The sequence below is a fragment of the Massilia sp. TS11 genome (assembly GCF_022012445.1).
Taxonomy (GTDB): Bacteria; Pseudomonadota; Gammaproteobacteria; order Burkholderiales; family Burkholderiaceae_D; genus Telluria.
On sequence record NZ_JAKLTS010000005.1, the window covers coordinates 142,363 to 165,438 of the forward strand.

At 65.3% G+C, this 23,076-nt stretch carries 19 protein-coding genes; 9 read left to right on the top strand and 10 right to left on the bottom strand.

Annotated features, from left to right (window positions below):
* The first annotated feature begins 38 nt into the window (after positions 1-38).
* Complete coding sequence (locus tag LZ005_RS09540) at positions 39-3,995, top strand: response regulator (RefSeq protein ID WP_237807052.1); 3,957 nt, start codon at positions 39-41, stop codon at positions 3,993-3,995.
* Here LZ005_RS09540 and LZ005_RS09545 read toward each other — a convergent pair.
* Positions 3,986-4,915: an NAD-dependent epimerase/dehydratase family protein gene (locus LZ005_RS09545; RefSeq protein ID WP_237807054.1), complete on the bottom strand. Its 930-nt coding sequence runs from the start codon at positions 4,913-4,915 to the stop codon at positions 3,986-3,988. The genes LZ005_RS09540 and LZ005_RS09545 overlap by 10 nt on opposite strands.
* A gap of 104 nt (positions 4,916-5,019) precedes the next feature.
* On the opposite strand from LZ005_RS09545, the gene LZ005_RS09550 reads away from it, so the two are divergent.
* Positions 5,020-5,919: a LysR substrate-binding domain-containing protein gene (locus tag LZ005_RS09550; RefSeq protein WP_237807055.1), complete on the top strand. Its 900-nt coding sequence runs from the start codon at positions 5,020-5,022 to the stop codon at positions 5,917-5,919.
* A gap of 45 nt (positions 5,920-5,964) precedes the next feature.
* On the opposite strand, the gene LZ005_RS09555 is transcribed toward LZ005_RS09550, so the two are convergent.
* The gene (locus LZ005_RS09555; RefSeq protein ID WP_237807057.1) at positions 5,965-7,491 is read right to left on the bottom strand and encodes a peptide MFS transporter; all 1,527 of its coding nucleotides are present in this window, start codon (positions 7,489-7,491) and stop codon (positions 5,965-5,967) included.
* A gap of 191 nt (positions 7,492-7,682) precedes the next feature.
* On the opposite strand from LZ005_RS09555, the gene ppnN reads away from it, so the two are divergent.
* Positions 7,683-9,053 (top strand): nucleotide 5'-monophosphate nucleosidase PpnN, encoded by a 1,371-nt coding sequence (gene ppnN, locus LZ005_RS09560; RefSeq protein WP_269106636.1) that lies wholly within the window; start codon positions 7,683-7,685, stop codon positions 9,051-9,053.
* 3 nt (positions 9,054-9,056) lie between these two features.
* Here the strand turns inward: ppnN and LZ005_RS09565 are convergent, their stop codons facing one another.
* From LZ005_RS09565 to prfB, 5 genes are all read right to left on the bottom strand, one after another.
* The gene (locus tag LZ005_RS09565) at positions 9,057-9,371 is read right to left on the bottom strand and encodes a hypothetical protein (protein ID WP_237807059.1); all 315 of its coding nucleotides are present in this window, start codon (positions 9,369-9,371) and stop codon (positions 9,057-9,059) included.
* 14 nt (positions 9,372-9,385) lie between these two features.
* Positions 9,386-10,855 (bottom strand): hypothetical protein, encoded by a 1,470-nt coding sequence (locus LZ005_RS09570; protein WP_237807061.1) that lies wholly within the window; start codon positions 10,853-10,855, stop codon positions 9,386-9,388.
* A 10-nt stretch (positions 10,856-10,865) separates the two neighbouring features.
* A complete protein-coding gene (gene lysS, locus LZ005_RS09575) occupies positions 10,866-12,398 on the bottom strand; it encodes a lysine--tRNA ligase (RefSeq protein WP_237807063.1) in 1,533 nt (510 codons plus the stop codon).
* A 26-nt stretch (positions 12,399-12,424) separates the two neighbouring features.
* Complete coding sequence (locus LZ005_RS09580) at positions 12,425-13,081, bottom strand: HAD family phosphatase (protein WP_237807065.1); 657 nt, start codon at positions 13,079-13,081, stop codon at positions 12,425-12,427.
* Between the two features lie 3 nt (positions 13,082-13,084).
* Positions 13,085-14,189 (bottom strand): peptide chain release factor 2 gene (gene prfB, locus LZ005_RS09585; protein ID WP_237807067.1). Its coding sequence is split into 2 segments (ribosomal slippage): positions 13,085-14,107 and positions 14,109-14,189, totalling 1,104 coding nucleotides; the frame shifts between segments, so codons are not numbered across the junction.
* A gap of 95 nt (positions 14,190-14,284) precedes the next feature.
* Between prfB and LZ005_RS09590 the strand changes: the two genes are divergently transcribed.
* Positions 14,285-16,246, top strand: a complete 1,962-nt coding sequence (locus tag LZ005_RS09590; RefSeq protein ID WP_237807069.1) for a bifunctional 2',3'-cyclic-nucleotide 2'-phosphodiesterase/3'-nucleotidase — start codon at positions 14,285-14,287, stop codon at positions 16,244-16,246.
* 3 nt (positions 16,247-16,249) lie between these two features.
* Here the strand turns inward: LZ005_RS09590 and LZ005_RS09595 are convergent, their stop codons facing one another.
* Positions 16,250-16,570, bottom strand: coding sequence for a DUF2288 domain-containing protein (locus LZ005_RS09595; protein ID WP_237807070.1), 321 nt, complete (start codon positions 16,568-16,570; stop codon positions 16,250-16,252).
* 113 nt (positions 16,571-16,683) lie between these two features.
* Here LZ005_RS09595 and LZ005_RS09600 point away from each other — a divergent pair, with 113 nt between their 5' ends.
* Both LZ005_RS09600 and LZ005_RS09605 read left to right on the top strand, forming a co-directional pair.
* Positions 16,684-17,013, top strand: coding sequence for a PilZ domain-containing protein (locus LZ005_RS09600; protein ID WP_237807073.1), 330 nt, complete (start codon positions 16,684-16,686; stop codon positions 17,011-17,013).
* Between the two features lie 16 nt (positions 17,014-17,029).
* Positions 17,030-17,476, top strand: a complete 447-nt coding sequence (locus tag LZ005_RS09605) for a DUF4440 domain-containing protein (RefSeq protein WP_237807075.1) — start codon at positions 17,030-17,032, stop codon at positions 17,474-17,476.
* A gap of 118 nt (positions 17,477-17,594) precedes the next feature.
* Here the strand turns inward: LZ005_RS09605 and recJ are convergent, their stop codons facing one another.
* Both recJ and LZ005_RS09615 read right to left on the bottom strand, forming a co-directional pair.
* On the bottom strand, positions 17,595-19,286 hold the full coding sequence (recJ, locus tag LZ005_RS09610; RefSeq protein ID WP_237807077.1) for a single-stranded-DNA-specific exonuclease RecJ: 1,692 nt from the start codon (positions 19,284-19,286) through the stop codon (positions 17,595-17,597).
* The gene (locus LZ005_RS09615; protein WP_237807079.1) at positions 19,283-20,212 is read right to left on the bottom strand and encodes a hypothetical protein; all 930 of its coding nucleotides are present in this window, start codon (positions 20,210-20,212) and stop codon (positions 19,283-19,285) included. Before LZ005_RS09615 ends, recJ begins: the two co-directional genes overlap by 4 nt.
* A gap of 105 nt (positions 20,213-20,317) precedes the next feature.
* Here LZ005_RS09615 and LZ005_RS09620 point away from each other — a divergent pair, with 105 nt between their 5' ends.
* From LZ005_RS09620 to LZ005_RS09630, 3 genes are read left to right on the top strand one after another with little or no spacing between them, the layout of a single operon-like run.
* Positions 20,318-21,583 carry a lipoprotein-releasing ABC transporter permease subunit gene (locus LZ005_RS09620; protein ID WP_237807081.1) on the top strand — a complete coding sequence of 422 codons (1,266 nt, stop codon included), beginning with the start codon at positions 20,318-20,320 and terminating at the stop codon, positions 21,581-21,583.
* Complete coding sequence (lolD, locus tag LZ005_RS09625; RefSeq protein ID WP_237807083.1) at positions 21,576-22,262, top strand: lipoprotein-releasing ABC transporter ATP-binding protein LolD; 687 nt, start codon at positions 21,576-21,578, stop codon at positions 22,260-22,262. Before LZ005_RS09620 ends, lolD begins: the two co-directional genes overlap by 8 nt.
* A gap of 1 nt (position 22,263) precedes the next feature.
* Positions 22,264-23,061 carry a TatD family hydrolase gene (locus LZ005_RS09630; RefSeq protein ID WP_237807085.1) on the top strand — a complete coding sequence of 266 codons (798 nt, stop codon included), beginning with the start codon at positions 22,264-22,266 and terminating at the stop codon, positions 23,059-23,061.
* Positions 23,062-23,076 lie beyond the last annotated feature (15 nt).

The window sequence follows — 23,076 nt, forward strand, 5'->3', positions numbered from 1 at the left end:
ATGCATATCCCCTTTGAATTCAAGGCGGTGGCCTGACCATGCGCCTGCGTTTGCCATTGCCGACCTGGCGCCTCCTGTTCGGGGTGCTGTGCGCGTTTGCGTCCCTCGTCATTCTGACCGAGCTGGCCTTTGCCGGCCGCGCCATCCTGGGTGACCAGGCGGGCACCCTGGGCTTCGAGCGCCAGCTGGTGGACCGCTACGGCCAGCTCGAATGGCAGATCACCTCCCTGACCGCGGGCGGGCCGCTGCAGCGCGCCGGGGTGCAGGTCGGCGACCATGTGCGCTACGACCGCGTGTACGACGCCCAGCGCATCTACGGCGTCGGCGAAAAGGTCTGCATGACCATCGTGCACGGGTCGAGCCAGCGGCATATCGAAACCTATACCGTGGCGCGTGGCTGGGTCGATCCGCAGGCCGTGCTGCAGTACCTGATCATCGGCGTCTTCGGCCTGCTGTCGCTGGCCTTCGCCATCCTGATCGGCCTGCGGCGCGGCGAAAGCACGGCCTGCCGCGCGCTGGCGGTGGCGCTCTTGATTCTGTCGATCCGCTTCTACCCGATGTGCATGCCGCCGGGCTTCATGGCGACGCTGGCCGACATCGCCAGCCGCGCGCTGTTCTGGGCGATCTTCTATCTGTTCGCGCTGTTTTCGCTCTACTACCCGGACGACAAGCCAAGCGGTCTGCGCGCCGCCATGCTGCGCTTTTACCCGCTGTATCTGGCCTTGTGCATCGTGGCGACCGTGCCGCAGTTTTATCCGCTGGTGCAGTACAACTTCCCGCCGACCCAGGTGCTGACCACGGTGCTGGTGGGCCTGTCGGTGTGCCCGGCCCTGCTGGCCTTCTGGGACGGCTGGCGCAGCAGCGAAGGTGAACTGAAGCTGCGCCAGCAGTGGACCTCGATGTCGCTCGGCGTGATCTACCTGGCCTTCCTCGCATCCTGGATCAATGCGGTGATCGGCTTTCCGCTGCCGCGCAATGTGGCGCGCATGACCTATCTGTCGGTCTGCCTGCTTGGCTATGCGGGGCTGGCGTATGCGGTGCTGCGCCACCGCGTGTTCTATTTTGGCTTTGCCCTGAACCGCGCGCTGGTCAATGGCGGCGTGTGGCTGATGCTCGCGGGCCTGCTGGTCTTCCTCGAATGGCTGACGCGTCGCCTGATGCCGCTCGACTCGCGCGTGCTGGCCCTGTGCCAGGGCGCCGGCATGGGCCTGCTGGTCTACTATTTGTACCGTCCGCTGTACCGGGCGATGGAGCGTTTCATCCAGCCGCGCTTCTATCGCGACTGGCACGAGAAGGAGGCGCGCCTGCGCGCCTCCGTGCTGGCGGCCGCCGAAATCGACAGCCGCGAAGGCCTGATCGCCGCCTATCTGGCGGCACTGCGCGATTTTTCGGGCAGCGCCAACCATGCCATTTATGAGCGCCGCAGCGACGGCGGTTTCGAGCGCATCGACGAAGGCGCCAGCGACGCGCCGCACCGCATCGCGCCGAGCCACCCGCTGGCCCTGGCCCTGGCCACTCAGAAGCAGGCCGTCGCCGTGGACGAAAGCCTGCCCGCGCTCGACATGGCCCTGGCCCTGCCGACCCTGCACCGCGGTCAGCTCTCGGGCTTTGTGATCGTCGGCGTGAAGAAGGACGTGGTGCCTTACCGCCCGGACGAAGTCGAGGTGCTGGCCATGGCCGTCGACCAGCTGCATCTGGACCTGCGCGCCATCGCCGCGCGTCTGCATAACCGCATGATGGCGCAGCAGTTCGAGAGCGAGCAGATCGCGCGCCAGCGGGCCGAGGAAAACACCCGCCTGAAGAGCGAATTCCTGGCCAATATGAGCCACGAGATCCGCACGCCAATGAACGCCGTGATCGGCATGGCCCATCTGGCCCTGAAGACCGACCTCAATCCCAAGCAGCGCGATTATGTCGACAAGATCCACCGCGCCGGCCAGGCCCTGCTGGGCATCATCAACGATATTCTCGACTTCTCGAAGATCGAGGCGGGCAAGCTCGAAGTCGACCAGGTGCCGTTCTCGCTCGACGATGTACTGGGCCACGTCTCCAATCTGGCGGCCCAGAAGGCGGGCGACAAGCATATCGAGCTGATGTTCAATGTCGGCGCCGAGGTGCCGCGCCATCTGGTCGGCGACGGCATGCGCCTGGGCCAGGTGCTGATCAACCTGGTCAGCAATGCCGTCAAATTCACCGAAAGCGGCGGCGAGATCGAGCTGGCCATCGGCGTGGCCAAGACCGGCAAGGAGCACGTGCGTCTGCACTTCGAGGTGCGCGACACCGGCATCGGCATGAGCCAGGAGCAGCAGCGCCGCCTGTTCCAGCCCTTCACCCAGGCCGATGGATCGACCAGCCGGCGCTACGGCGGCACCGGCCTTGGTTTGTCGATTTCGCGCCGCCTGGTCGACCTGATGGGCGGCGATCTGCGCTGCGAATCCGCGCCCGGCGCCGGCTCGCGCTTCCATTTCCGCCTGGGCTTCAATGTGCGCCCGGCCGTGCTGCGCCCGCCGCTGCCGGCGCGCGTGCAGGGCGCGCGTGTGCTGGTGGTGGACGACCATCCGAAGGCGCGCGGGATTCTGCTGGCCGCGCTCGGCGAGCTGGGACTCGAGGCGCGCGCCGTGGACAGCGCTGCCACGGCCTGGACCACGCTGGTGGAGGCACCGGCCGAACAGCCGTTCACCCTGGTGCTGGCCGACTGGCAGATGCCAGGCATGGACGGCATTTCGCTGGCGCGATCGATCCGCAACGACAGCGGCATCACGCGCCGCCCGCCGGTGATGCTGGTGTCGGCCTTTGGCGGCGAAGACGTGCAGCGCGAGGCCTCACGCGCCGGCGTGGCCGGCTTTGTGCCCAAGCCCGTGCATGTGGCGGCCCTGCTCGAAGCCCTGATCCAGCACTTTGGCGAGCGCACCCGCCAGGGCGAGAGCGCGGGCGGGGAGGGCGGTCTGTATTTCGCCGGCACCCGCGTGCTGCTGGTCGAGGACAATGACCTGAACCAGCAGCTGGCGTGCGAGCTGCTCGACATCGTCGGCATCGAAGCCGATGTGGCCAACAACGGCCAGGAAGCGCTCGACCTGCTGATGGCGGCCGGCCCCGACAAGTACGCGCTGGTGCTGATGGACCTGCAGATGCCGGGCATCGACGGCCACGTGGCCACGCGCCTGATCCGGGTCGACCAGCGCTTTGCCGAGGTGCCGATCATCGCCATGACGGCGCATGCGATGGCCGATGTGCGCGAGCGCTGCATGGAGGACGGCATGCAGGACTATCTGGCCAAGCCGATCCAGCCGAAGGAATTGTTCGATGTGCTGGCGCGCTGGCTGGAGCACCGCCGCCTCGGCAAGCCGCTCGATCAGGCGCCCGGCAGCCAGTCGGGCGCGGTCGATGTGCGTCTGGTCGACATGCGCGAAATCGACGCCGTGGCCGGGCTGCGCCAGATGGCGGGCAAACCGGAGCTGTACGGGCGCATGCTGACCAGCTTCTGCGAGGCCAACCGCGACGCCGTCGAGAAGCTGGCGATGCTGATCCGCGCCGGCGAGCGCGACGCCGCCGAGCGCCTGGCGCACACGCTCAAGGGCCTGGCCGCCAGCATCGCCGCCACCCGTGTGCGCGCCGCCGCCGCCAGCGTGGAGCAGCTGCTGCGCGCCGCGCCCGACGGCGCCCGCATCGATGCGACGGCCGAACTGGATGCGCTCGCCCAGGCCCTGGCCGCGCTGATCGCGGAAGTGGAGCGTTTCGAAGGTCTGGCCGAAACCGCGCCCGCCCAGGCGGCGGCCTCGGTTGGCGTGGACGATCCGGCCCAGGCCCTGGGCGAGTTGAAAACCATGCTGGCCGAATTCAACGGCGACGCTTCGGACTACTTCCTGGCCGTGAAGGGCGGCCTGGCCGGCCTGATGGACACGGCCACGCTCAAGGCGGTGGCCGACCATATCGCCGCTTACGAGTATCAGGAAGCGCTTGGCCTGCTCGAGCAGGCCGTGCCGGTTCAGACGTAATCGAGGTCGTAGTGGCGGATCACGTCGTCCAGCCACTCGTCGGTGCGGCCGAACTGGAAGCCCAGGCGCTGGGCGCGCGTGGTATCGAGCCAGGTGGCCTGCGGGTAGTCGAAGGGGCTCAGCTCATACGGCTGGCCCGGCAGCTTGGCCGGAATCGCCTTGACCGGCACATCGAGCACGGCGCCGATCCGGTGGAACAGATCGAAGGCCGAGAGTGCGCCCTCGCAGGCGGCATTGATCGCGCCCTTGAAGTTTTGCGCGCCCACCCACACCAGAAAATCGGCGATCTCCTGGGCGCTGATGAAGGAGGCCGCGGCGGCCGCATTCGTGTAGCGCAGCGGAGCGCCCAGGCGGGCCAGCTCCACATAGCCGGCCAGGCGCTTGGTGTAGTCCTCCGAGCCGGCCAGCACGTGGCCGATGCGCACGGTGACCACCGGCAGTGACCCATCGCGGTACAGATAGGCCTCGGCCTGGCGCTTGCCCATGGCATAGGCCTCGGGCGGCAGCTGCTGGCGATGCCACGGATAGCGGGTGTCGATCGGCTGCGCCATGATGCGCAGGTCGTCCTCGGCAAACGGGGCTTCCTGGCTGCCCAGCAGCTCGCGGTAGACCTCGATGGTCGAGGCCATCACATAGCGCTTGACCTTGCCTTTGAAGACACGGGTGATGATGGCGGCGTCCAGCGGGCTGTAGCAGAGCTGGTCGTAAATGATGTCGTAGCCGGGAATATTCGCAAACGCGCGCGCCATGGCCAGTTCGTCATGGCGGTCGACGCGGATGCGCTTGACGCGCTCGCCGAAGGGATCATGCGCCTGGCCGCGGGTGGCAATCGTCACAGCGTGGCCCGCGCTCAGCAGGCGCTGAACCAGTAATCGGCCGAAGTAACGTGTTCCGCCCAGCACCAAAATATTCTTGCGCATGGCTAAGTCCTTTCTATTGAGGTATATTTTGTTCCTATGCAAACTGGATTTCAAACGATAAATATTGATCCCATGAATAAGAAAAACTTATTCATGCACCAAGAATGAGCAAAGCCCTGCGCAGCCTGTCCGGGCTGATCGACTTCGATTGTGCGGCCCGCTGGGGCAGTTTCAAGCTGGCCGCCCAGGAGCTGCACAAGACCCCGGCCGCCATCAGCCAGCAGGTCAAGCACCTGGAGGAGCAGGTCGGCTTTCCCCTGTTTATCCGCCATCCGCGCCACATCAGCCTGACGGAAAAAGGCAGCGAACTGGCCATTGCCGTCGGCCGCATGCTGACCGAGCTGCGCAACAAGATCGATGCGCTGCAGACGGGCGACGAGGAAAAGGTGCTGAATATTTCGACCACGCACTCGCTGGCCATCAAATGGCTGGTGCCGCGCATGCACCGCTTTACCAAGCTCTACCCGGACCTCGATATCCGCCTCGATTCGAATGACCGCCCGGTCAGCCTTGACGATGCGAGCACCGACGTGGCCATCCGCTATGGCGAGGTGGACGACGACGATCCGTCCCTGTTGTTCCGCGAGCAGCTGGTGGCCGTCTACAGCCCCAGCCTGTTGGCCCCGGGCCAGGCCGATATTACCCTGGCCGAGCTGCACAAATACCCGCTGCTGTACGAGCGCACGACCGAGTCCTGGCTGCTGTTCCTGAAGGAGAACAAGGGCGCCAAGGGCAAGTTCGATTTCTCCAAGAGCTATTCGCACTACGGGGTGCTGGCCCAGGCCGCCGTGGCCGGGCAGGGCGTGGCCCTGGTCGCCTATGGCATCGCCTATGACGATATCCAGAACGGCAGCCTGAAGCAGATCGCCAGCCGCAGCCCGCGCTTTTCCAAGGGTTACCGTTTTCTCGTCAATCCGAGCAAGGAGAAGATGCAGAAGATCCAGCGCTTCCGCAACTGGATCGTGGCCGAGATGGCCGAAATGAAGCGCAGTCTGAAGAAATAAAAAAACCGGGCCGCAGCCCGGTTTTTTGTGTGCGTTGTGGCGAAATTACTTCACGCCGTGCATCAGTTTCTGGATCAGCGGGGCCAGCAGGAAGAGCACCACGCCGGCGCCGCACAGCACGTAGAAGCTGAGCGTGTAGCCGTGCAGGGCCGAGGCCACCGACATGCCCGATTCGCCCGAGATGAAGGCGGCGAATTTGCCGGACAGGTTGTTGCCGATACCGGTCGACAGGAACCAGCCGCCCATGCCCAGGCCAACCAGGCGGGTCGGGGCCAGCTTGGTCACCATCGACAGGCCGATCGGGGACAGGCACAGCTCGCCGACGGACTGGATCCAGTACACAGCCACCAGGGTCCAGAACGGAATCTTGCCGCCCGCATCGACCATCGAGCTCAGGGCCACCATCAGGATCAGGAAGGCGAGGCCGTTGAAGAAGATGCCGAGGCTGAACTTACGCGGGATCGAGGGATTGAACTTGCCCATCTTCACCCAGATCCAGGCGACCAGCGGGGCCATGGTGATGATGGCCACCGAGTTTACCGACTGGAACCAGGCGGTCGGGAATTCGTCCATGCCGGCCAGCGAGGTCAGGAAGTGCAGATCGCCAACGCGGTGCACGATGTTCTCGGCCAGGAAGGTGAACGAGGAACCGGCCTGCTCGAAGAACATCCAGAACAGCACGTTGACCGTGAAGATGATCAGCAGGGCGATGACCTTGTCGCGCGCGACCGGGCCGACGCGCACGCCTTCAATCAGCAGCAGCACGGACAGGATAATGAACAGCAGCGTCAGCACCACTTGCAGGGTGTCGGCGCCCATCTGCAGCAGGAAGTAGGTGATCGGGGTGATGACCAGGCCGCCGATGACCACGTAGGCCATGCGCTTGCGGTCTTCCTGGCCGGCCTGGGGCGCGCCGATGCCTTGCAGCACTTTGCGGCCGAAGTAGAACCAGACCAGGGACACCAGCATGCCGATACCGGCGCAGATGAAGACGATTTTGTAGGCCGGGGTATTGCCGGTGTTGAAGACCTTCTGGGCCAGCAGCTGGGTCAGAATCGGGGCGATGAAGGCGCCCGCGTTGATGCCCATGTAGAAGATGGTGAAGCCGGAGTCGCGCCGCTCGTCGCCCATCTTGTACAGCTTGCCGACCATGGTCGAGATATTCGGCTTGAACAGGCCGTTACCGGTGATGATCGTGGCGAGGCCGAGCTTGAAGATATTCGGGTCCGGCAGCGAGATCATGAACAGACCGGCGGCCATGAAGGAGGCGCCAATCAGGATCGAACGCTGGTAGCCGATCACGCGGTCGGCCACATAGCCGCCGAGCAGGGCCGCGGCATACACGAGGGCCAGATAGGAACCGTAAATGAGGTTGGCGTCTTTTTGGCCGGCGGCATCGCCACCGTGGAACTGGGCGACGATGTACAGCGTCAGGGCCCAACGGATACCGTAGAAAGCGAAGCGCTCCCAGAACTCGGACATAAACAGCATCCACAGCGGCTGGGGGTGGCCCATGATCTGTTTAAATTCCGGAATGGCGACTTCCTGTTGAGTAGTTGCTCCACCGCTCATGCGGTTTCTCCCAAATGTAATTATCGGAATGGTGTCAGGGTGCCCGGGGTCGCCGGACGCAGCATTGTAATCTAGAAAACGAAGCTGTCCAGCCCTTTTCGGGCAGGGCTGGCGGGGTGGGGCGGAGGTGTCGTATATTGGCACGCATGCGCGGCCGCTTAGGTTTCTACTCTGTTTAAGGAATTTGCAACATGAACCACGACGTCGTGGACACTCTCGTCTCTCCCGAAGGCCGTCTCGAAATCCTGTCCAAGGCCGAAGTGGCCAAATTGCTCGATGCGGGACAGGGCGGTCTGTACAAACTTTTCCGTAACTGTTCGCTCGCCGTGCTCAACTGCGGCAGCGCCAGCGACGACGCCAAGGAACTGCTCGAACGCTACAAGGATTTTGATATCAACATCATCCAGCGCGAGCGCGGCATCAAACTCGACATCAAGGGCGCACCGGCGATTGCCTTTGTCGATAACAAGATGATCAAGGGCATACACGAGCACCTGTTTGCCGTGCTGCGCGACATCGTCTTCGTCAGCAATGAAGTCAGCGACAACCCCAAGTTCGACCTGAAAGCCAGCGACGGCATTACCGACGCCGTCTTCCACATTCTGCGCAACGCCAATATCCTGCAGCCGCAGCGCAATCCGAACCTGGTTGTGTGCTGGGGCGGCCACTCGATCAACCGCACCGAGTACAACTATTCGAAGGAAGTCGGCTACCAGCTCGGTCTGCGTGAGCTCGATATCTGCACGGGCTGCGGCCCGGGCGCGATGAAGGGCCCGATGAAGGGCGCCACCATCGGTCACGCCAAGCAGCGCATCAACAACGGGCGCTATCTCGGCATTACCGAACCGGGCATCATCGCGGCCGAGTCGCCGAATCCGATCGTCAATGATCTGGTCATCATGCCGGACATCGAAAAGCGCCTCGAAGCCTTTGTCCGCACCGGCCACGGCATCATCGTGTTCCCGGGCGGGGCCGGCACGGCCGAGGAGATCCTTTACATCCTCGGCATCCTGCTCCATCCGGACAATGTGGAACTGCCTTTCCCGCTGATCTTCACCGGGCCGGAGTCGGCGCGCGACTACTTCACGCAGATCGACGAATTTATCGGCTTCACGCTCGGCAAGGCGGCGCAGGCGCGCTACCAGATCATCATCGACGATCCGGCCAAGGTCGCTCAGGAAATGGCAAATGGCATCCGCCAGGTGCGCGAATACCGCAAGGCCTGCAGTGACGCCTACTATTTCAACTGGTCGCTGAAGATCGACCACGAGTTCCAGCGCCCGTTCGCGCCGACCCACGAGAATATGCGCAACCTCAGCCTGCACCGCAATCAGGAGGTGCACCTGCTGGCGGCCAATCTGCGGCGCGCGTTCTCGGGCATCGTGGCCGGCAACGTCAAGGACGAAGGCATCCGCGCGATCGAACAGCACGGCCACTTCGAAATCCACGGCGACGCCGACATCATGCACAAGCTCGACGAACTGCTGGCCGCCTTCGTTGCCCAGAGCCGCATGAAGCTCGCAGGCAAGGCCTACACGCCTTGCTACAAGGTGATGAAGTAAGGCTTAGAAGCGTTCTTTGCCGTAGGCCGCCTTCATGACCAGACGCTTGGTGGCGGCCATCACGAAAGTCTGGTCGTAGCCGGCCTCGAACAGGGTGTCCTGAAAGGCCGAGGCCAGGCGCGCCTTCTTGTAGGCGTTGTACTTGCGCTTGATGTTCTCGCGCTCGATCTGCTGGTACAGATTTTCCAGCGCCTGCTGGTGCTTCTGGCCGGCCTTGGCATTGCCGGCCAGGGCGGCCGGCGGCAGGGTCTTGATGATGCGCTCGGCCATCGAGATGCCGGTGGCAATCGCTTCGGAGGCGTCAAACCAGGAGAACATGGGCGGGGCTTTCGTCAAAAAGGATCGTCATTCGAGAACCAGCGCGCGAAGAAGCTTTTCTTCGGCGCTGTCTGCATGCGCTGCAGGCGCAGCATGAAGTCGTCGCGCAGGGCCAGCCAGGCGGCCTCGTCCAGGTCCTGCAGGCCGCCGTGTTCGCGCCGCTGCGGGTGGGCGCGCAGGGCCGCTTCGATGCGTGCGATCGGTTCGGCATAGGAGGCAGCGCGCTCCTGGCGGTACTGGCGCAGGGTCGGATACCAGAAGCAGTCCTCGCCTTCAAAGCCCCAGCGCCAGTCGCAGCCGATGCGGTTCAGCATCCACACGGGCACGCCCATGGCGCCGGCCACGTGGATGGTGCTGGTGTCCACGCCGATGACCAGATCGAGCTGGCTGACCAGGGCCGCCGTATCGGCAAAGTCCTTGCAGGCCGAGATGGCGTCGAGCAGGTGAAAACCGTGCGCATTGAGGTCGCGCGCACCCATTTGCAGGCTGATGAAGCTGACCCCGGGGATCTTGGCCAGCGGCGCCAGCTGCTCGAGCGAGACGCTGCGCAGCTTGTCGTAAGTGAGGTGCGGATTGCCGGCCCAGACCAGGCCGACCTTCAGGCCCGGCACCATGCGCAGCTGCTCGCGCCAGGCTTTGACATCGGCCGGGCGCGCGTGCAGATAGGGCGTCTTGACCGGAATCGTGTCGCGCGTCAGGCCCAGGCGCAGCGGCAGGCTCATCAGCGGTACATGGTAGTCGTAGCTGGCCGGATCGAGCAGCTCGTGGTCGCTGACCACGTCCACCTCAAGGCCCTGCATCAGGCGCACCAGCGGCGGGCGGCAGGAAAAGCGTACCGAGGCGGCCCCGGTGGCGCGTTTGACGAGCGGCAGAAAGCGCGCGCCAAACAGATTGTCGCCCAGGCCCTGTTCGCTCCAGACCACGAGGCGTTTGCCGCGCAGGTCTTCGCCGCGCCACCACGGGTAGTCCATGAACTGGGGTGGCAGATCGGTTTCGCCATAGGCCGCGCGTTTCAGATTGTCGTGCGCTTCGAAGCGGTGCTCATAACCTTCGAAGGCCTCGAACTGCATCAGGCCGAGGCGGTGCAGGGCCATATTGAATTCGATGCGCGCGCGCTGGCGTTCGTAGTCGGCTTCGGTGATGCGTTTTTCGCGCCAGCTGGTTTCGAGCGCCGCGCGCGCCTGCTGGTAGAAGCTGAAGCTGGCCGCGCGCTGGTCCATGAAGCCGTGGATCACGGCCTTGGTGCAGAGCAGGGCGGGCGAATTCGGATAGGCCTGCAAGGTCGCGTCGACCGCATCCATGGCCTGCTGCAGGCGGTTCTGGCGCAGGTGCACGAGCGGCAGCCAGGTCTGCGCCTCGAAATAGCACGGATGGGTCGGGGCGATGCTGCTGGCCTCGCGCAGCACCGCATCGAACTGGTGGTGCGCGAGCAGCCTGTTAAAGCGCTTGGTCAGGTCCCCCGGCTTGAGCGACTTGGTATCCATCGCGCCCGGATCAGTCTTCGCGGCGCAGGTGCGGGAACAGCAGCACGTCGCGGATATTGGGCGAATCCGTAATCAGCATCATCAGGCGGTCGATGCCGATGCCGCAGCCGCCGGCCGGCGGCATGCCGTATTCGAGCGCGCGGATGTAATCAGCGTCGTAGTACATGGCCTCGTCGTCGCCGGCGTTCTTTGCTTCGACCTGGGACAGGAAGCGCGCTGCCTGGTCTTCCGGGTCGTTCAGCTCGGAGAAGCCGTTGGCGATTTCACGGCCGACGATGAACAGCTCGAAGCGCTCGGTGATGCCGGCCATGGTGTCGGAGGCACGCGCCAGCGGCGACACTTCGACCGGGTAGTCGATGATGAAGGTCGGTTCCCACAACTGGGCTTCGGCGGTTTCTTCGAACAGGGCCAGCTGCAGCGCGCCCAGGCCGGCGGTGGCGAAGGGCTTGACGTCGAACTTGGCTAGTTCGGCCTTGAGGAAGTCGAAGTCGTTCAGCTGCGCGTCCGTGTAGTGCGGGGCGTACTTCTTGATGGCTTCGCAGATCGTCAGGCGGTGGAAAGGCTTGGACAGATCGAGCTCGCGCCCGCCGTAGGACAGCAGGGCAGTGCCGTGGGCGTCGATGGCGGCCTGGCGGATCACCTGCTCGGTGAAGTCCATCATCCAGCGGTAGTCGACGTAGGCGGCGTAGAACTCCATCATCGTGAATTCCGGATTGTGGCGCGTCGAGACGCCTTCGTTACGGAAGTTACGGTTGATTTCGAAGACGCGCTCGAAGCCGCCCACCACCAGGCGCTTCAGATACAGCTCGGGCGCGATGCGCAGGTACATTTCCATGTCGAGCGCATTGTGGTGGGTGATGAAGGGCTTGGCCGCGGCGCCGCCCGGGATCGGGTGCAGCATCGGGGTCTCGACTTCCATGAAGCCGTGCGCTTCCATGAAGCGGCGGATCGAGCTCATGGCCGCGGTGCGGGCCTTGAAGGTGCGGCGCGTCTGCTCGCTGGTGATCAGGTCGACGTAGCGCTGGCGGTACTTCATCTCCTGGTCGGCGATGCCGTGGAATTTGTCCGGCAGCGGGCGGATCGCCTTGGTGATCAGGCGGATCTGGCTGACCTTGATCGTCAGTTCATCGGTCTTGGTCTTGAACAGCGTGCCTTCCACGCCCAGGATGTCGCCCAGGTCCCAGTGGTGCAGCTCGGCCATCGATTCCTCGCCCACCTTGTCGACCGTGACGTAGATCTGGATGCGGCCCTCGCCGTGCTGGCCGGAGGCGTCCTGCAGGGTGGCGAAGGCGGCTTTCTTGCCCGCTTCGCGGCGCAGCATCATGCGGCCGGCCAGCACCACCGGAATCTCGTTGGCTTCCAGCTCCTCGCGCGACTTGGCGCCATGCGCGGCGTGCAGCTCGGCGGCCTTGTGCTGCGGGCGGAAGTCGTTGGGGAAGGCCACGCCCTTGGTGCGGATCGCGGCCAGCTTGGCGCGGCGCTCGGCCATGATCTTGTTTTCGTCGGCGGCGTGGTCGGCCTGGAGGTGGTGTTCCGTAGTCATGATGTCGATGGTCTTGGTTGCAGTGTTCAGGCGGCGAGCAGGTCGCCGAATTCAAGTTCCGTGAAGTCGCGCGCGATGCGGATCACGTTGTCATAGGCGTCGAAGGCGCTGGCGGGCAGGGTGGTGGTCAGGGCCACGGCGCGCATGCCGGCGCGGCGCGCCGCCTCCACGCCCAGCGGCGCGTCTTCAAACACGATGCAGTCGGCCGGCGCGATGCCGCAGCGTTCGGCCGCCAGCAGAAAGGCGTCCGGCTCCGGTTTGCCGCGCGCGACGTCGTTGGCGCAGACCACGGCGTCGAAATGGCGGCGGATATCCAGCCCGTCCAGCGTGAAGCGGATGTTCTCCTGCGGGGCAGCGCTGGCAACGGCCAGGGCGATGCGCGCCGACTGGGCCTGGGCCACGAGGGCGTCGAAACCGTCGACCGCGCGCAGATGCGGCGCGTAGATGTCGCGGTAGACGGCTTCCTTCTCCTGCGCCAGGCGGGTGCTGGTGGCATCGTCCATCGCGCCCAGGTAGCTGCGCATGATTTCCTGGGCCTGACGGCCGGCAGTGTCGCGGAAAAAAGCCTCGGCCTCCACCTGGCAGCCATGGCGCGCCAGGAAGTCCAGCCAGGAGCGCGTATGGAAGGCCATGTTGTCGACGATGGTACCGTCCATGTCGAAGATGAAGGCGCGGCGGCTCATCGTTCAGACGCCCTGCTTGAGCGAGGCCGAGATGAACTCGTCCAGGTCGCCGTCCAGCACGGCCTTGGTATTGCCGGTTTCGTAGTTGGTGCGCAGGTCCTTCACGCGCGACTGGTCCAGCACATACGAGCGGATCTGGTGGCCCCAGCCCACATCGGTCTTGGCGTCTTCCAGCTTCTGCTGCTCGCTCATGCGCTTGCGCAGTTCCAGTTCGAACAGGCGCGAACGCAGCATGTCCATGGCCTCGGCCTTATTGCGGTGCTGCGAGCGGTCGTTCTGGCACTGGACCACGATGCCGGTCGGGCCGTGGGTGATACGCACGGCGGAGTCGGTCTTGTTGATGTGCTGACCACCGGCGCCGGACGCGCGGTAGGTGTCGATGCGCAGGTCGGCCGGGTTGATGTCGACTTCGATCGAGTCGTCCACCTCGGGGTAGACGAACAGCGACACGAAGGAGGTGTGGCGGCCGCCGGCCGAGTCGAACGGCGACTTGCGCACCAGGCGGTGCACGCCGGTCTCGGTGCGCAGGAAGCCATACGCGTATTCACCCTCGACCTTCAGGGTGGCGGTCTTGATGCCGGCCACCTCGCCGTCGGTCTGTTCCATGATCTCGACCTTGAAGCCCTTGCGCTCGCAGTAGCGCAGGTATTGACGCAGCAGCATCGAGGCCCAGTCCTGGGCTTCGGTGCCGCCAGCGCCGGCCTGGATGTCGATGAAGCAGCTGTTCGGGTCCAGCGGATTATTAAACATCCGGCGGAACTCCATACCTTCAATGATCTTCTTGAATTCCTGAGCGTCGGCTTCGAGGGCTTCGATCGTGGCCTCGTCGCCTTCTTCCTTCGCCATCGCGAACAGGTCCTGGGCATCGGCCAGGTCACCCTTGGCTTTTTCGAGGGTCAGCACGATCGCTTCGAGCGACTTCTTTTCCTTGCCGAGGTCCTGGGCCCGCTTCGGATCGTTCCAGACGTTCGGGTCTTCCAGTTCGGCGTTGACGTTTTCTAGCTGCTCCGACTTGCGGTCGAAGTCAAAGATACCTCCGAAGTTCGGCTTCGCGCGACGTCAGATCGGCGAGCAGGGCGGAGAGGGCGTTGAGGCGTTCGGCTTCCATGGCTGGGCAATGTGTGGGTATTTGTGAAACCTTCGATTATACCCCAGAAACACCCCGCCCTTGGCGCGGAAAACGCACTGCGGTAGGATGCCGCCATGCGCCTGACACCCCTGACCCTGCTGCTGATCGCGATCGGCAGCCACGCCCTGGCCGCGCCGCCGGCCGGCACCACCGCCAAGCTTGCCATTCTTGAAACAACGGACCTGCACGCGAATGTGCTCGGCTACGACTATTTCAAGCTGGCGCCCGACCCCAGCATCGGTCTCGAACGCACAGCCACGCTGATCGCCGAGGCGCGCCGCGAATTCCCGAATACCCTGCTGCTCGATAACGGCGACACCATCCAGGGCAATGCGCTGTCCGATTTTCAGGCCATCGAGCAGCCGGTCGGCTGCGGCCAGCCGCTCGCCATCCACAAGGCCATGCGCGCGCTCGCCTATGACGGCGGCACTATCGGCAATCACGAATTCAACTACGGCCTGCCGTATCTGCAGCAGGTAAGCGGCACCAGCGCGGCCCGCTGCGCCGGTCCCGGCTACCCGCTGGTGCTGGCGAATGTGGTGGATGCCAAGACCGGCCTGCCGGTGTTTGCGCCCTACCACCTGATCGACAAGCGCGTGCGCGCCGTGGGGCCGGACGGTCAGCCGCGCGAGACCACGCTGCGTATCGGGATCATCGGCTTTACGCCGCCGGCCGTGCTGACCTGGGACCGGCGCTGGCTGGAAGGACGCGTGCGCACGCTCGGCATCAAGGAGGCGGCCGAACGCTACGTGCCCGAAATGCGCGCCAAAGGGGCCGATCTGGTGGTGGTCCTGTCGCACGCGGGACTGGAAACGGGCCCGTATAGCCCCAGCCAGGAGAATCCCAATCTGAGTCTGGCCCAGGTGCCCGGCATCGACGCGCTTCTGATGGGGCATCTGCATCTGAGCTTTCCTGATGCGGGCAGCCAGTACGCCGCCTTCAACCAGCCGGGCGTGGATAAAGTGGCCGGGCGCGTGCGCGGTGTGCCGGCCGTGATGGCCAGCATGTGGGGCAAGGCGCTCGGCGTGATCGGCCTGCAGCTGCGCTCGGACGGCAAGCGCTGGCTGGTGCAGTCCGAGCAGACCCGGGTCGAGGTGCGCTCCACCCAGCGGCCCGACAAGAGCTATGTGGCGGCCGATCCGCGCTTCGCCGACCTAATCGCGGCCGAACACGCGGCCACGATCGGTTTCGTGAAGACCCCGATCGGCAGCACCGACTTCCGCATGGCCAGCACCCTGGCCGATGTGGGCGACGTCAGCGCCATCGAGATCGTCAATCTGGCCCAGACCGAGTACGTGCGCGACTACGTGCGCGCCAATCTGCCCCAGTATGCGGCGCTGCCGGTGCTGTCGATGTCCGCGCCCTTCAAGAGCGGCAATGCCGGGCCGCGCGACTACACCGATGTGAAGCCCGGACCGCTGGCCATCAACCACGCGGCCGATCTGTACCTGTATCCGAATCTGCTTTACGCGGTGAAGGTCAATGGCGACGGCCTCAAGGCCTGGCTGGAGAAGAGCGCCGAGCGCTTCAACCGCATCGATCCAAGCCAGCGCGCGCCGCAGGAGCTGGTGAATGCGAATACCCCCGGCTTCAATTTCGACATGCCGACCACGCCCGCGCTGCAGTACGAAATCGACCTGACCCAGCCAGCCGGTCAGCGCGTGCGCGCGCTCCAGTACCAGGGCAAGGACGTGACGGCGGCGATGGAATTCATCGTCGCGACGAACAGCTACCGCGCCAGCGGCGGCGGCAATTTCCCCGGCCTCGATGGTAGCAAGACCATCTTCGCCTCACCCGACGCCAGCCGCGATGTGCTGATCGCCTACATCAAACGCGTGAAGCAGCTGCATCACGCCGAGCATGGCGCCCAGCGCAGCTGGCGTTTCAGCCGCGTGCAGACGGCCGGGCCGGTGCTGTTCCGCGCCGCGCCGGACGCGCAGACCCTGGCCACGGCGGCCGGCATCGGCAATGTGCGCCTGATCGAGGCCAGCGACGCCCAGGGCTACGCCGTGTTCGCCCTCGACCTCGGGCAATAAGTCTCAGTGCAGGCGCTGGCGCGGCGGCTGCACGAGGATGAAGGGGCTGATGACCGAGGCCCACAGTTCCAGGTCGGCCGCAGTCCAGGCCTGGGCCTGCTCATCGCTGACCTTGGCCAGCTTGCCCTCCGCCATCCAGCGCTGTACGGCTTCCTTGTCGTCATGCGCGATATGCATGGCCACGCGCACCAGGTCGAGCTCCTCGCTGACATACACCACATTGCCCTGAGCGAAGTGGCGCACCAGTTCCGACCACGGAATCTTGGCCGTCTCGCGGTTAATCTTGGCGAACAGTTCGGTGTCTTTTTCAGGTTCGAGTTTCATGGCGCAGCGGGGAAAAGCGAAAGGCCGACAGTGTAGCGCACCCCGTGACAACTCGTGACAATTAACGCGAGGCAACTGTGCTAGCCTAGCAAAATTGTCGAGAGGAGAAACGCATGCATGAAAAACGCGCCTATGTGCGCGCCCTGATCCAGGCCAACGCCGCCGTGGCCGACGCCTTGGGCGAGCGCTGGGACGAAGTCAGCCTGCTCGACATCTCCCAGGTGGGCGTCGCCTTCCATGCCGAGCACGGTTACGACTCCGGCCAGACCCGCATGCTGCGCTTCGAACTGCCCGGCCTGGCCGAGCATAACGAAGCCTTAATGCAAGTCGTCCACAGTGGGCGCGCCGGCGTGCCGAGCGGCTACCGGATCGGCGCCCGTTTCATCGCGCTCGACGAGGACACGCGCGCGCGCATTGCCAAATTCATCGTCCACACCATGTAGAACAAGAAGGAGACCCATGAAACGTACCGTGATGAGCCTGCTGCTGGCCGGCGCGACCCTGGCAGCCCAGGCCGCCCCCAGCAAGGCCGAGCTGACCCAGCAGGTTGCCGACACCGAGCGCGCGTTTGCGGCCACGATGGCCAAGCGCGACTTCGAAGGCTTCAAGCGCTTCCTGTCGGACGAGGCCGTGTTCTTCAGCGGCGGCCAGCCCCTGCGCGGCAAGGACGCCGTCGCCGCCGCCTGGAAGAAGATGTACGAAGAGAAGGAGGCCCCGTTCTCATGGGAGCCGAAGGAAGTCGAGGTACTCGATTCCGGCACGCTCGGTTTCTCGTCCGGCCCCGTGTACAGCCCGACCGGCCGCATCCAGAGCAAGTTCAGTTCCATCTGGCGCCTCGAATCCGACGGCAAGTGGCGCATCATCTTCGACCACGGCTGGCCCGTCCCCGACTGCCCCGCCAAATAAGATCCCAAACGGTGTCAGGTCCGGCAATCGGACATTTGAGGAACTTTCCAAGTTTGCCGAAGTTCCCGGATGTCCGATTGCCGGACCTGACACCGTTCAGGATTGGACCTGACACCGTTCAGGATTCGGCGTGTTCGATGAGTAGCTGGACCTTGGTGACGCCGTTGTATTCGTTGGCGTCGAGGCGGAAGGCGACGCGCGCGCGCTCGGCCAGGGCTTCGCTGTGGTTGAACCAGATGGCGTCGTAACGCTGGCCGTTCTTCTCGAGCAGTAGCTTGAGGTGCTTTTCCTTCAGCACGCGCTGGCTGATCACGCGGAAGTCGTCGCAGAATACGGGCGGCGGGAATCCTTGGCCCCAGACTTGCTGGTCGAGCAGCTCGATGAAGCTGGTGCTGTAGTAGCTGTCTTCGAGCGCGCCGTCGGTCTCGATCACGCGCTCGAGCTGGGCGCTGCTGAGCCACTCGCGGCCGACTGCTTCAAAGCTGGCGGCGAATTCTTCGAAGCGGCTGGCGGCAATCGTCAGCCCGGCCGCCATGGCGTGGCCGCCGAATTTGTCGATCACGCCGGGACTGCGCTTGGACACGAGATCGAGCGCGTCGCGCAAATGGAAGCCTTGGATCGATCGGCCGGAGCCTTTGAGCTGGCCTTCGCCGGCCGGCGCGAAGGTGATCGTGGGCCGGTAGAAGCGGTCTTTCAGGCGGCCGGCGACGATGCCGATCACGCCCTGGTGCCAGCTGTCGTCCACCACGCTGATGGTGCTGCGCTCGGCCGGGTCGTAGGCGTCCAGGTGCAGCATGGCTTCTTCCTGCATGCCGGCTTCGATCTCGCGGCGCTGCTGGTTGATCGTGTTGAGCTCCTGCGCGATGGCCCAGGCGCGCCCTTCGTCGTCGGTGGTCAGGCATTCGATCCCGAGCGCCATGTCTTCGAGGCGGCCGGCGGCGTTCAGGCGCGGCCCGAGCGCGAATCCGAGGTCGAAGGGGGTGGCCTGGAAGGCGTTGCGGCCGGCCACGCGAAACAGCGCGGCGACGCCGGCATGCATGCGGCCCTGGCGCATGCGCTTGATGCCTTGGGCGACCAGGATGCGGTTGTTGCTGTCGAGGCGGACGACGTCGGCCACGGTCCCGAGGGCGACCAGGTCGAGCAGGCTATCGAGCTTGGGCTGGGTGGCGGCGTCGAATACGCCGCGCTGGCGCAGTTCGGCGCGCAGGGCCAGCAGCACGTAGAACATCACGCCGACGCCGGCCAGGTGCTTGCTGGGGAAGCCGCACTCGGGCTGATTCGGATTCACGATCACGCGCGCATCGGGCAGGGTGGGGCCGGGCAGGTGGTGATCGGTGATCAGCACGTCGATGCCGCGCGCCTTGGCCGCGTCGACGCCGTCGATGCTGGCGATGCCGTTATCGACGGTGATGATGATGTCGGGCGTGCGTTCGCGCGCGGTCAGTTCGACGATTTCGGGTGTCAGTCCGTAGCCGTACTCGAAGCGATTCGGCACGATGTAGTCGACGCGGGCGCTCATGGCGCGCAGGCCGCGCAGGGCGACCGCGCAGGCGGTGGCGCCGTCGCAGTCGTAGTCGGCCACGATGGTCATGCGCTTGCCGGCGCCGATGGCGTCGGCCAGGAAGCTGGCGGCGGCGCTCACGTGCAGCAGGCCGGAAGGGGCGATCAGGGCACTGAGTTCGCTCGATAGCTGCTCGGGTGCTTCCAGTCCGCGCGCGGCGAACAGGCGCGCCAGCACGGGGTGGACGCCGCTCTGGCGCAGCATTTCGGCGGTGCGGAAAGGGACGGGGCGGGTGCTGATACGGGTCATTGGCTCAGGGCTTGCAGGCTGGGGCGGTGCCAGAACTGATACAGGGAGGTGGGGCGCAGATCGAAGGCGGCCAGGCGCTGGCGGTCGCTCAGGATCAGGCGCAGCTGGCGCAGACTGCCGCTGCGCAGCGCGGCCAGCAGGGGCGCGAACCAGGTCTGCTCGAGCCGGTCGATCTCGGCCAGCCAGCTGCCCCAGTCGCCGCGCAGGGCGGGGCCGCTCAGGCTGTCGAGGTAGATGCTGCCGCCCTGGCCGGGTGCTGGTGCGGCGGGCAGGTCGAGCCCATATGGTGCCGGGCTGGCATGCACGACTGCGGGCTGACTGGGCGCGGGCGGGGCCCAGATCCAGCAGCCGTTGACGGGCGCCTGGCCGCGCAGCTCACGCGCGGTATTCACGGGGTGCTGGAACCACAGCATCTGGATCTCGTTCTGCAGCTTGCGCAGGGCCAGCGCATTGGCGCCGGTCGGCGTGTAGTCGCTCAGGTTTTCGCCGGTGGCGATGTCGGGCGAGGCGGTGTCGATGCCGGTCCACTGGTCGGCCCGCATCTGCCAGGTGCTGGCATTGCCGTAGCTGAGGGTGATGCCCAGCTCTTCGCACAGGGGCGCGGCGGCGGCGTGCAGGGCGCGCGCTTCTTCGTCATCCAGATCGAGCTGGCGCCAGTCGGCCATGACGAGGTGCTTGCGTGTCACCTGCACATGGGTGGGATGGACCAGAAAGCGCTGGCCGGGACCGGCCGGCAGCAGGGCGCAGCGGGCGGCCAGCCACTGCTCGTGCGGCAGCAGGCGTTGGCTGTCGTCGAAGGGCAGGGCGCTGCGCCGGGCGCGCGCCAGCAGCAGCGCCAGTGAGGGCGTCTGCATGACCTTGGCCAGATCGCCCGCGACCTCGGGCAGGGGCAGGCCGAATGGGAGAACGAGGGTGGCGTGTGACATGCCGCTATTGTAGGGCATGGCGCGAATTGGTAAGCGTTTGTGGCAAACCCTGCCACGGTCGGCCCGGCTGTGGCACACTTCGGGGTCGATTGTCTTTTACCTACCATGAGTCTCATGAAACAACTGCCCTTTGAATGGCTGGTCGGCCTGCGCTACACGCGCGCCGGGCGGCGCAGCGGGCGTAACAGCTTCATCTCCTTCATCTCCGCCATCTCGGTGGCCGGGATCGCGCTCGGCGTGGCCGCCCTGATCATCGTGCTGTCGGTGATGAACGGCTTTCAGAAGGAAGTCACGGACCGCATGCTGTCGGTGCTGGCCCATATCGAGGTCTTCGATGGACGCGGCAGCATGCCGGACTGGCAGCAGAAGGCGCAGGAGGCGGCGCGCAATCCGGCCGTAAAAGCGGCCGCGCCGTTCACCGAAACCCAGGGCATGCTGATTGTGGACGATGTCCTCAAGCCGGCCATCGTGCGCGGCGTGCTGCCGTCCGAGGAGGCCAAGGTGTCGGACGTGGCGCGTCAGGTCAAGCTGGGCAGCCTGGCGGCGCTGGAGCCGGGCGCCTTCAATATCGTGCTCGGTGCGGCGCTGGCGCGTAGTCTGCATGTGAGCGTGGGCGACAAGCTGACCATGGCGCTGGCGCAGGGTCAGGTCACGCCGGCCGGGGTCATTCCGCGCATGCGCGCCTTCCGCGTGGTCGGCATCTTCGAAGCCGGGCATTACGAATTCGATTCGGCCTTCGCCTTCGTCCACCTGGCCGACGGCGAGAAGCTGGAGCGTCTGGATGCGCCGGCCGGCCTGCGCCTGAAAGTGGCGGATATGCACAAGGCGCCCCAGATCGCCGCGGAATTGCGTAAAAGCATGAGCGGGGAACTTTACTTCCGCGATTGGTCCAAGTTGAACCAGACCTGGTTCGCTGCTGTGCAGACCGAGAAAAAGATGATGTTCATTATTCTTGCCCTGATTATTGCCGTGGCTGCTTTCAATCTCGTGTCCTCGCTCGTGATGACGGTGACCGACAAGCAGGCCGACATCGCCATCCTGCGCACGCTGGGCGCGTCGCCGCGCTCGATCATGAAGATCTTCATGGTGCAGGGCGGCCTGGTGGGCCTGATCGGCACGGCCACGGGCGTGGGCCTGGGCGTGCTGGTGGCGCTGAATATCGACGTGATCGTGCCCTTCATCGAACATCTGCTCGGCGTGCAGTTCCTAGCCAAGGATGTCTACGTGATCAGCACCGTGCCGTCCGACCTGCGCTGGAGCGATGTCGGCGCCATCGGCGGCATGGCTCTGGTGCTGGCCTTCCTGGCGACGCTGTACCCCAGCTGGTCGGCCGCGCGTGTCAAACCGGCGGAGGCGCTGCGCTATGAATAATCCGCAGATCGTGCTGTCCTGCCGCGGCCTGGCCAAGACCTTCAGCCAGGGCAGCTATTCGGTCGATGTCCTCAAGGGGATCGACCTGTCCGTCCAACGCGGCGAGCGTGTGGCCATCGTCGGCGCGTCCGGCTCCGGCAAATCGACGCTGCTGCATCTGCTGGGCGGGCTCGATACGCCGACGCGCGGCAGCGTCACCCTGCTGGGCGACGATGTCGCCGCCCTCAGCGAAACGGAGCGTGGCAATCTGCGCAACCGCTCGCTGGGCTTTGTCTATCAGTTCCACCATCTGCTGCCGGAGTTTTCGGCACTGGACAACGTGGCCATGCCGCTGATGATCCGGCGCATGGCACGCGCCGAAGCCCAGGCCGAAGCCCAGGCCATGCTGACGCGCGTGGGCCTCGCGCACCGCGTCAGCCATGTGCCGGGCGAGCTGTCGGGCGGCGAGCGTCAGCGGGTGGCGCTGGCGCGCGCGCTGGTCACCAAGCCGGCCTGCGTGCTGGCCGATGAACCGACAGGCAATCTCGATCACAGCACCGCGCAGCAGGTGTTCGACCTGACACTGGAGCTGTCGCAGACCCTGGGCACGGCTTTCATTATCGTTACCCACGACCCGGACCTGGCGCGCCGCTGCGACCGGGTGCTGCGCATGAGCGACAACGGCCTGCAGGAAGGCTGATATGTGGATCGACACCCACTGCCACCTGGACGCGCACGAATTCGGCGCCGATGCGGTGGCAGTGGCGCAGGCCGCGCAGGCTGCGGGTGTCGGCATGATCGTGCTGCCTGCTGTGGAGGTGGCCAATTTTGAGGCGGTGCGGGTGCTGTGCCAGCGCCAGTCCGGCCTGTGCTACACACTCGGGATTCACCCCATCTACGTGCCGCAGGCGCGCGAGGAAGATCTCGATACGCTGCGCGCCGCTGTCCGCGTGGCGCGTGACGATCCTTATTTTGTCGGCATCGGCGAAATCGGCCTGGATTTCTTTGTGCCGATGCTGACCGAGCCGGGCATGCGCGCGCGCCAGGAATTCTTCTTTCGCGAGCAGCTGCGCATCGCCCGCGAGTTCGACCTGCCGGTGCTGATGCATGTGCGCCGCTCGCAGGACATCATCCTCAAGCATCTGCGCCAGCTGCCGCCGGCTGGTGGCATCGCCCACGCTTTCAATGGCAGCGAGCAGCAGGCTGGCAGCTTCATTAGCCTGGGCATCAAGCTCGGTTTCGGCGGCGCCATGAGCTTTACGCGCGCGCTCCAGATCCGGCGCCTGGCGGCGACGCTGCCGCTGGACGCCATCGTGCTCGAGACGGACGCGCCGGACATTTCGCCGGCCTGGCTGCACCCCGGCCGCAACAGCCCGGAGGAGCTGCCGCGCCTGGGCGCCGTGCTGGCGGAGCTGCGCGGCATGGCGCCGCTGGACGTGGCCGAGGCCACCAGCGCCAATGCCTGCGCCGTCCTGCCGCGTATGGCCTCCCTGATGTAAGCACGGAGCCGGCAG

What these genes read in the sequence shown, in the direction of transcription:
- LZ005_RS09540 (WP_237807052.1), top strand. Translation starts at nt 39, where the DNA reads ATGCGCCTGCGTTTGCCATTGCCGACCTGGCGCCTCCTGTTCGGGGTG.
- LZ005_RS09545 (WP_237807054.1), bottom strand. Translation starts at nt 4,915, where the DNA reads ATGCGCAAGAATATTTTGGTGCTGGGCGGAACACGTTACTTCGGCCGA.
- LZ005_RS09550 (WP_237807055.1), top strand. Translation starts at nt 5,020, where the DNA reads ATGAGCAAAGCCCTGCGCAGCCTGTCCGGGCTGATCGACTTCGATTGT.
- LZ005_RS09555 (WP_237807057.1), bottom strand. Translation starts at nt 7,491, where the DNA reads ATGAGCGGTGGAGCAACTACTCAACAGGAAGTCGCCATTCCGGAATTT.
- ppnN (WP_269106636.1), top strand. Translation starts at nt 7,683, where the DNA reads ATGAACCACGACGTCGTGGACACTCTCGTCTCTCCCGAAGGCCGTCTC.
- LZ005_RS09565 (WP_237807059.1), bottom strand. Translation starts at nt 9,371, where the DNA reads ATGTTCTCCTGGTTTGACGCCTCCGAAGCGATTGCCACCGGCATCTCG.
- LZ005_RS09570 (WP_237807061.1), bottom strand. Translation starts at nt 10,855, where the DNA reads ATGGATACCAAGTCGCTCAAGCCGGGGGACCTGACCAAGCGCTTTAAC.
- lysS (WP_237807063.1), bottom strand. Translation starts at nt 12,398, where the DNA reads ATGACTACGGAACACCACCTCCAGGCCGACCACGCCGCCGACGAAAAC.
- LZ005_RS09580 (WP_237807065.1), bottom strand. Translation starts at nt 13,081, where the DNA reads ATGAGCCGCCGCGCCTTCATCTTCGACATGGACGGTACCATCGTCGAC.
- LZ005_RS09590 (WP_237807069.1), top strand. Translation starts at nt 14,285, where the DNA reads ATGCGCCTGACACCCCTGACCCTGCTGCTGATCGCGATCGGCAGCCAC.
- LZ005_RS09595 (WP_237807070.1), bottom strand. Translation starts at nt 16,570, where the DNA reads ATGAAACTCGAACCTGAAAAAGACACCGAACTGTTCGCCAAGATTAAC.
- LZ005_RS09600 (WP_237807073.1), top strand. Translation starts at nt 16,684, where the DNA reads ATGCATGAAAAACGCGCCTATGTGCGCGCCCTGATCCAGGCCAACGCC.
- LZ005_RS09605 (WP_237807075.1), top strand. Translation starts at nt 17,030, where the DNA reads ATGAAACGTACCGTGATGAGCCTGCTGCTGGCCGGCGCGACCCTGGCA.
- recJ (WP_237807077.1), bottom strand. Translation starts at nt 19,286, where the DNA reads ATGACCCGTATCAGCACCCGCCCCGTCCCTTTCCGCACCGCCGAAATG.
- LZ005_RS09615 (WP_237807079.1), bottom strand. Translation starts at nt 20,212, where the DNA reads ATGTCACACGCCACCCTCGTTCTCCCATTCGGCCTGCCCCTGCCCGAG.
- LZ005_RS09620 (WP_237807081.1), top strand. Translation starts at nt 20,318, where the DNA reads ATGAGTCTCATGAAACAACTGCCCTTTGAATGGCTGGTCGGCCTGCGC.
- lolD (WP_237807083.1), top strand. Translation starts at nt 21,576, where the DNA reads ATGAATAATCCGCAGATCGTGCTGTCCTGCCGCGGCCTGGCCAAGACC.
- LZ005_RS09630 (WP_237807085.1), top strand. Translation starts at nt 22,264, where the DNA reads ATGTGGATCGACACCCACTGCCACCTGGACGCGCACGAATTCGGCGCC.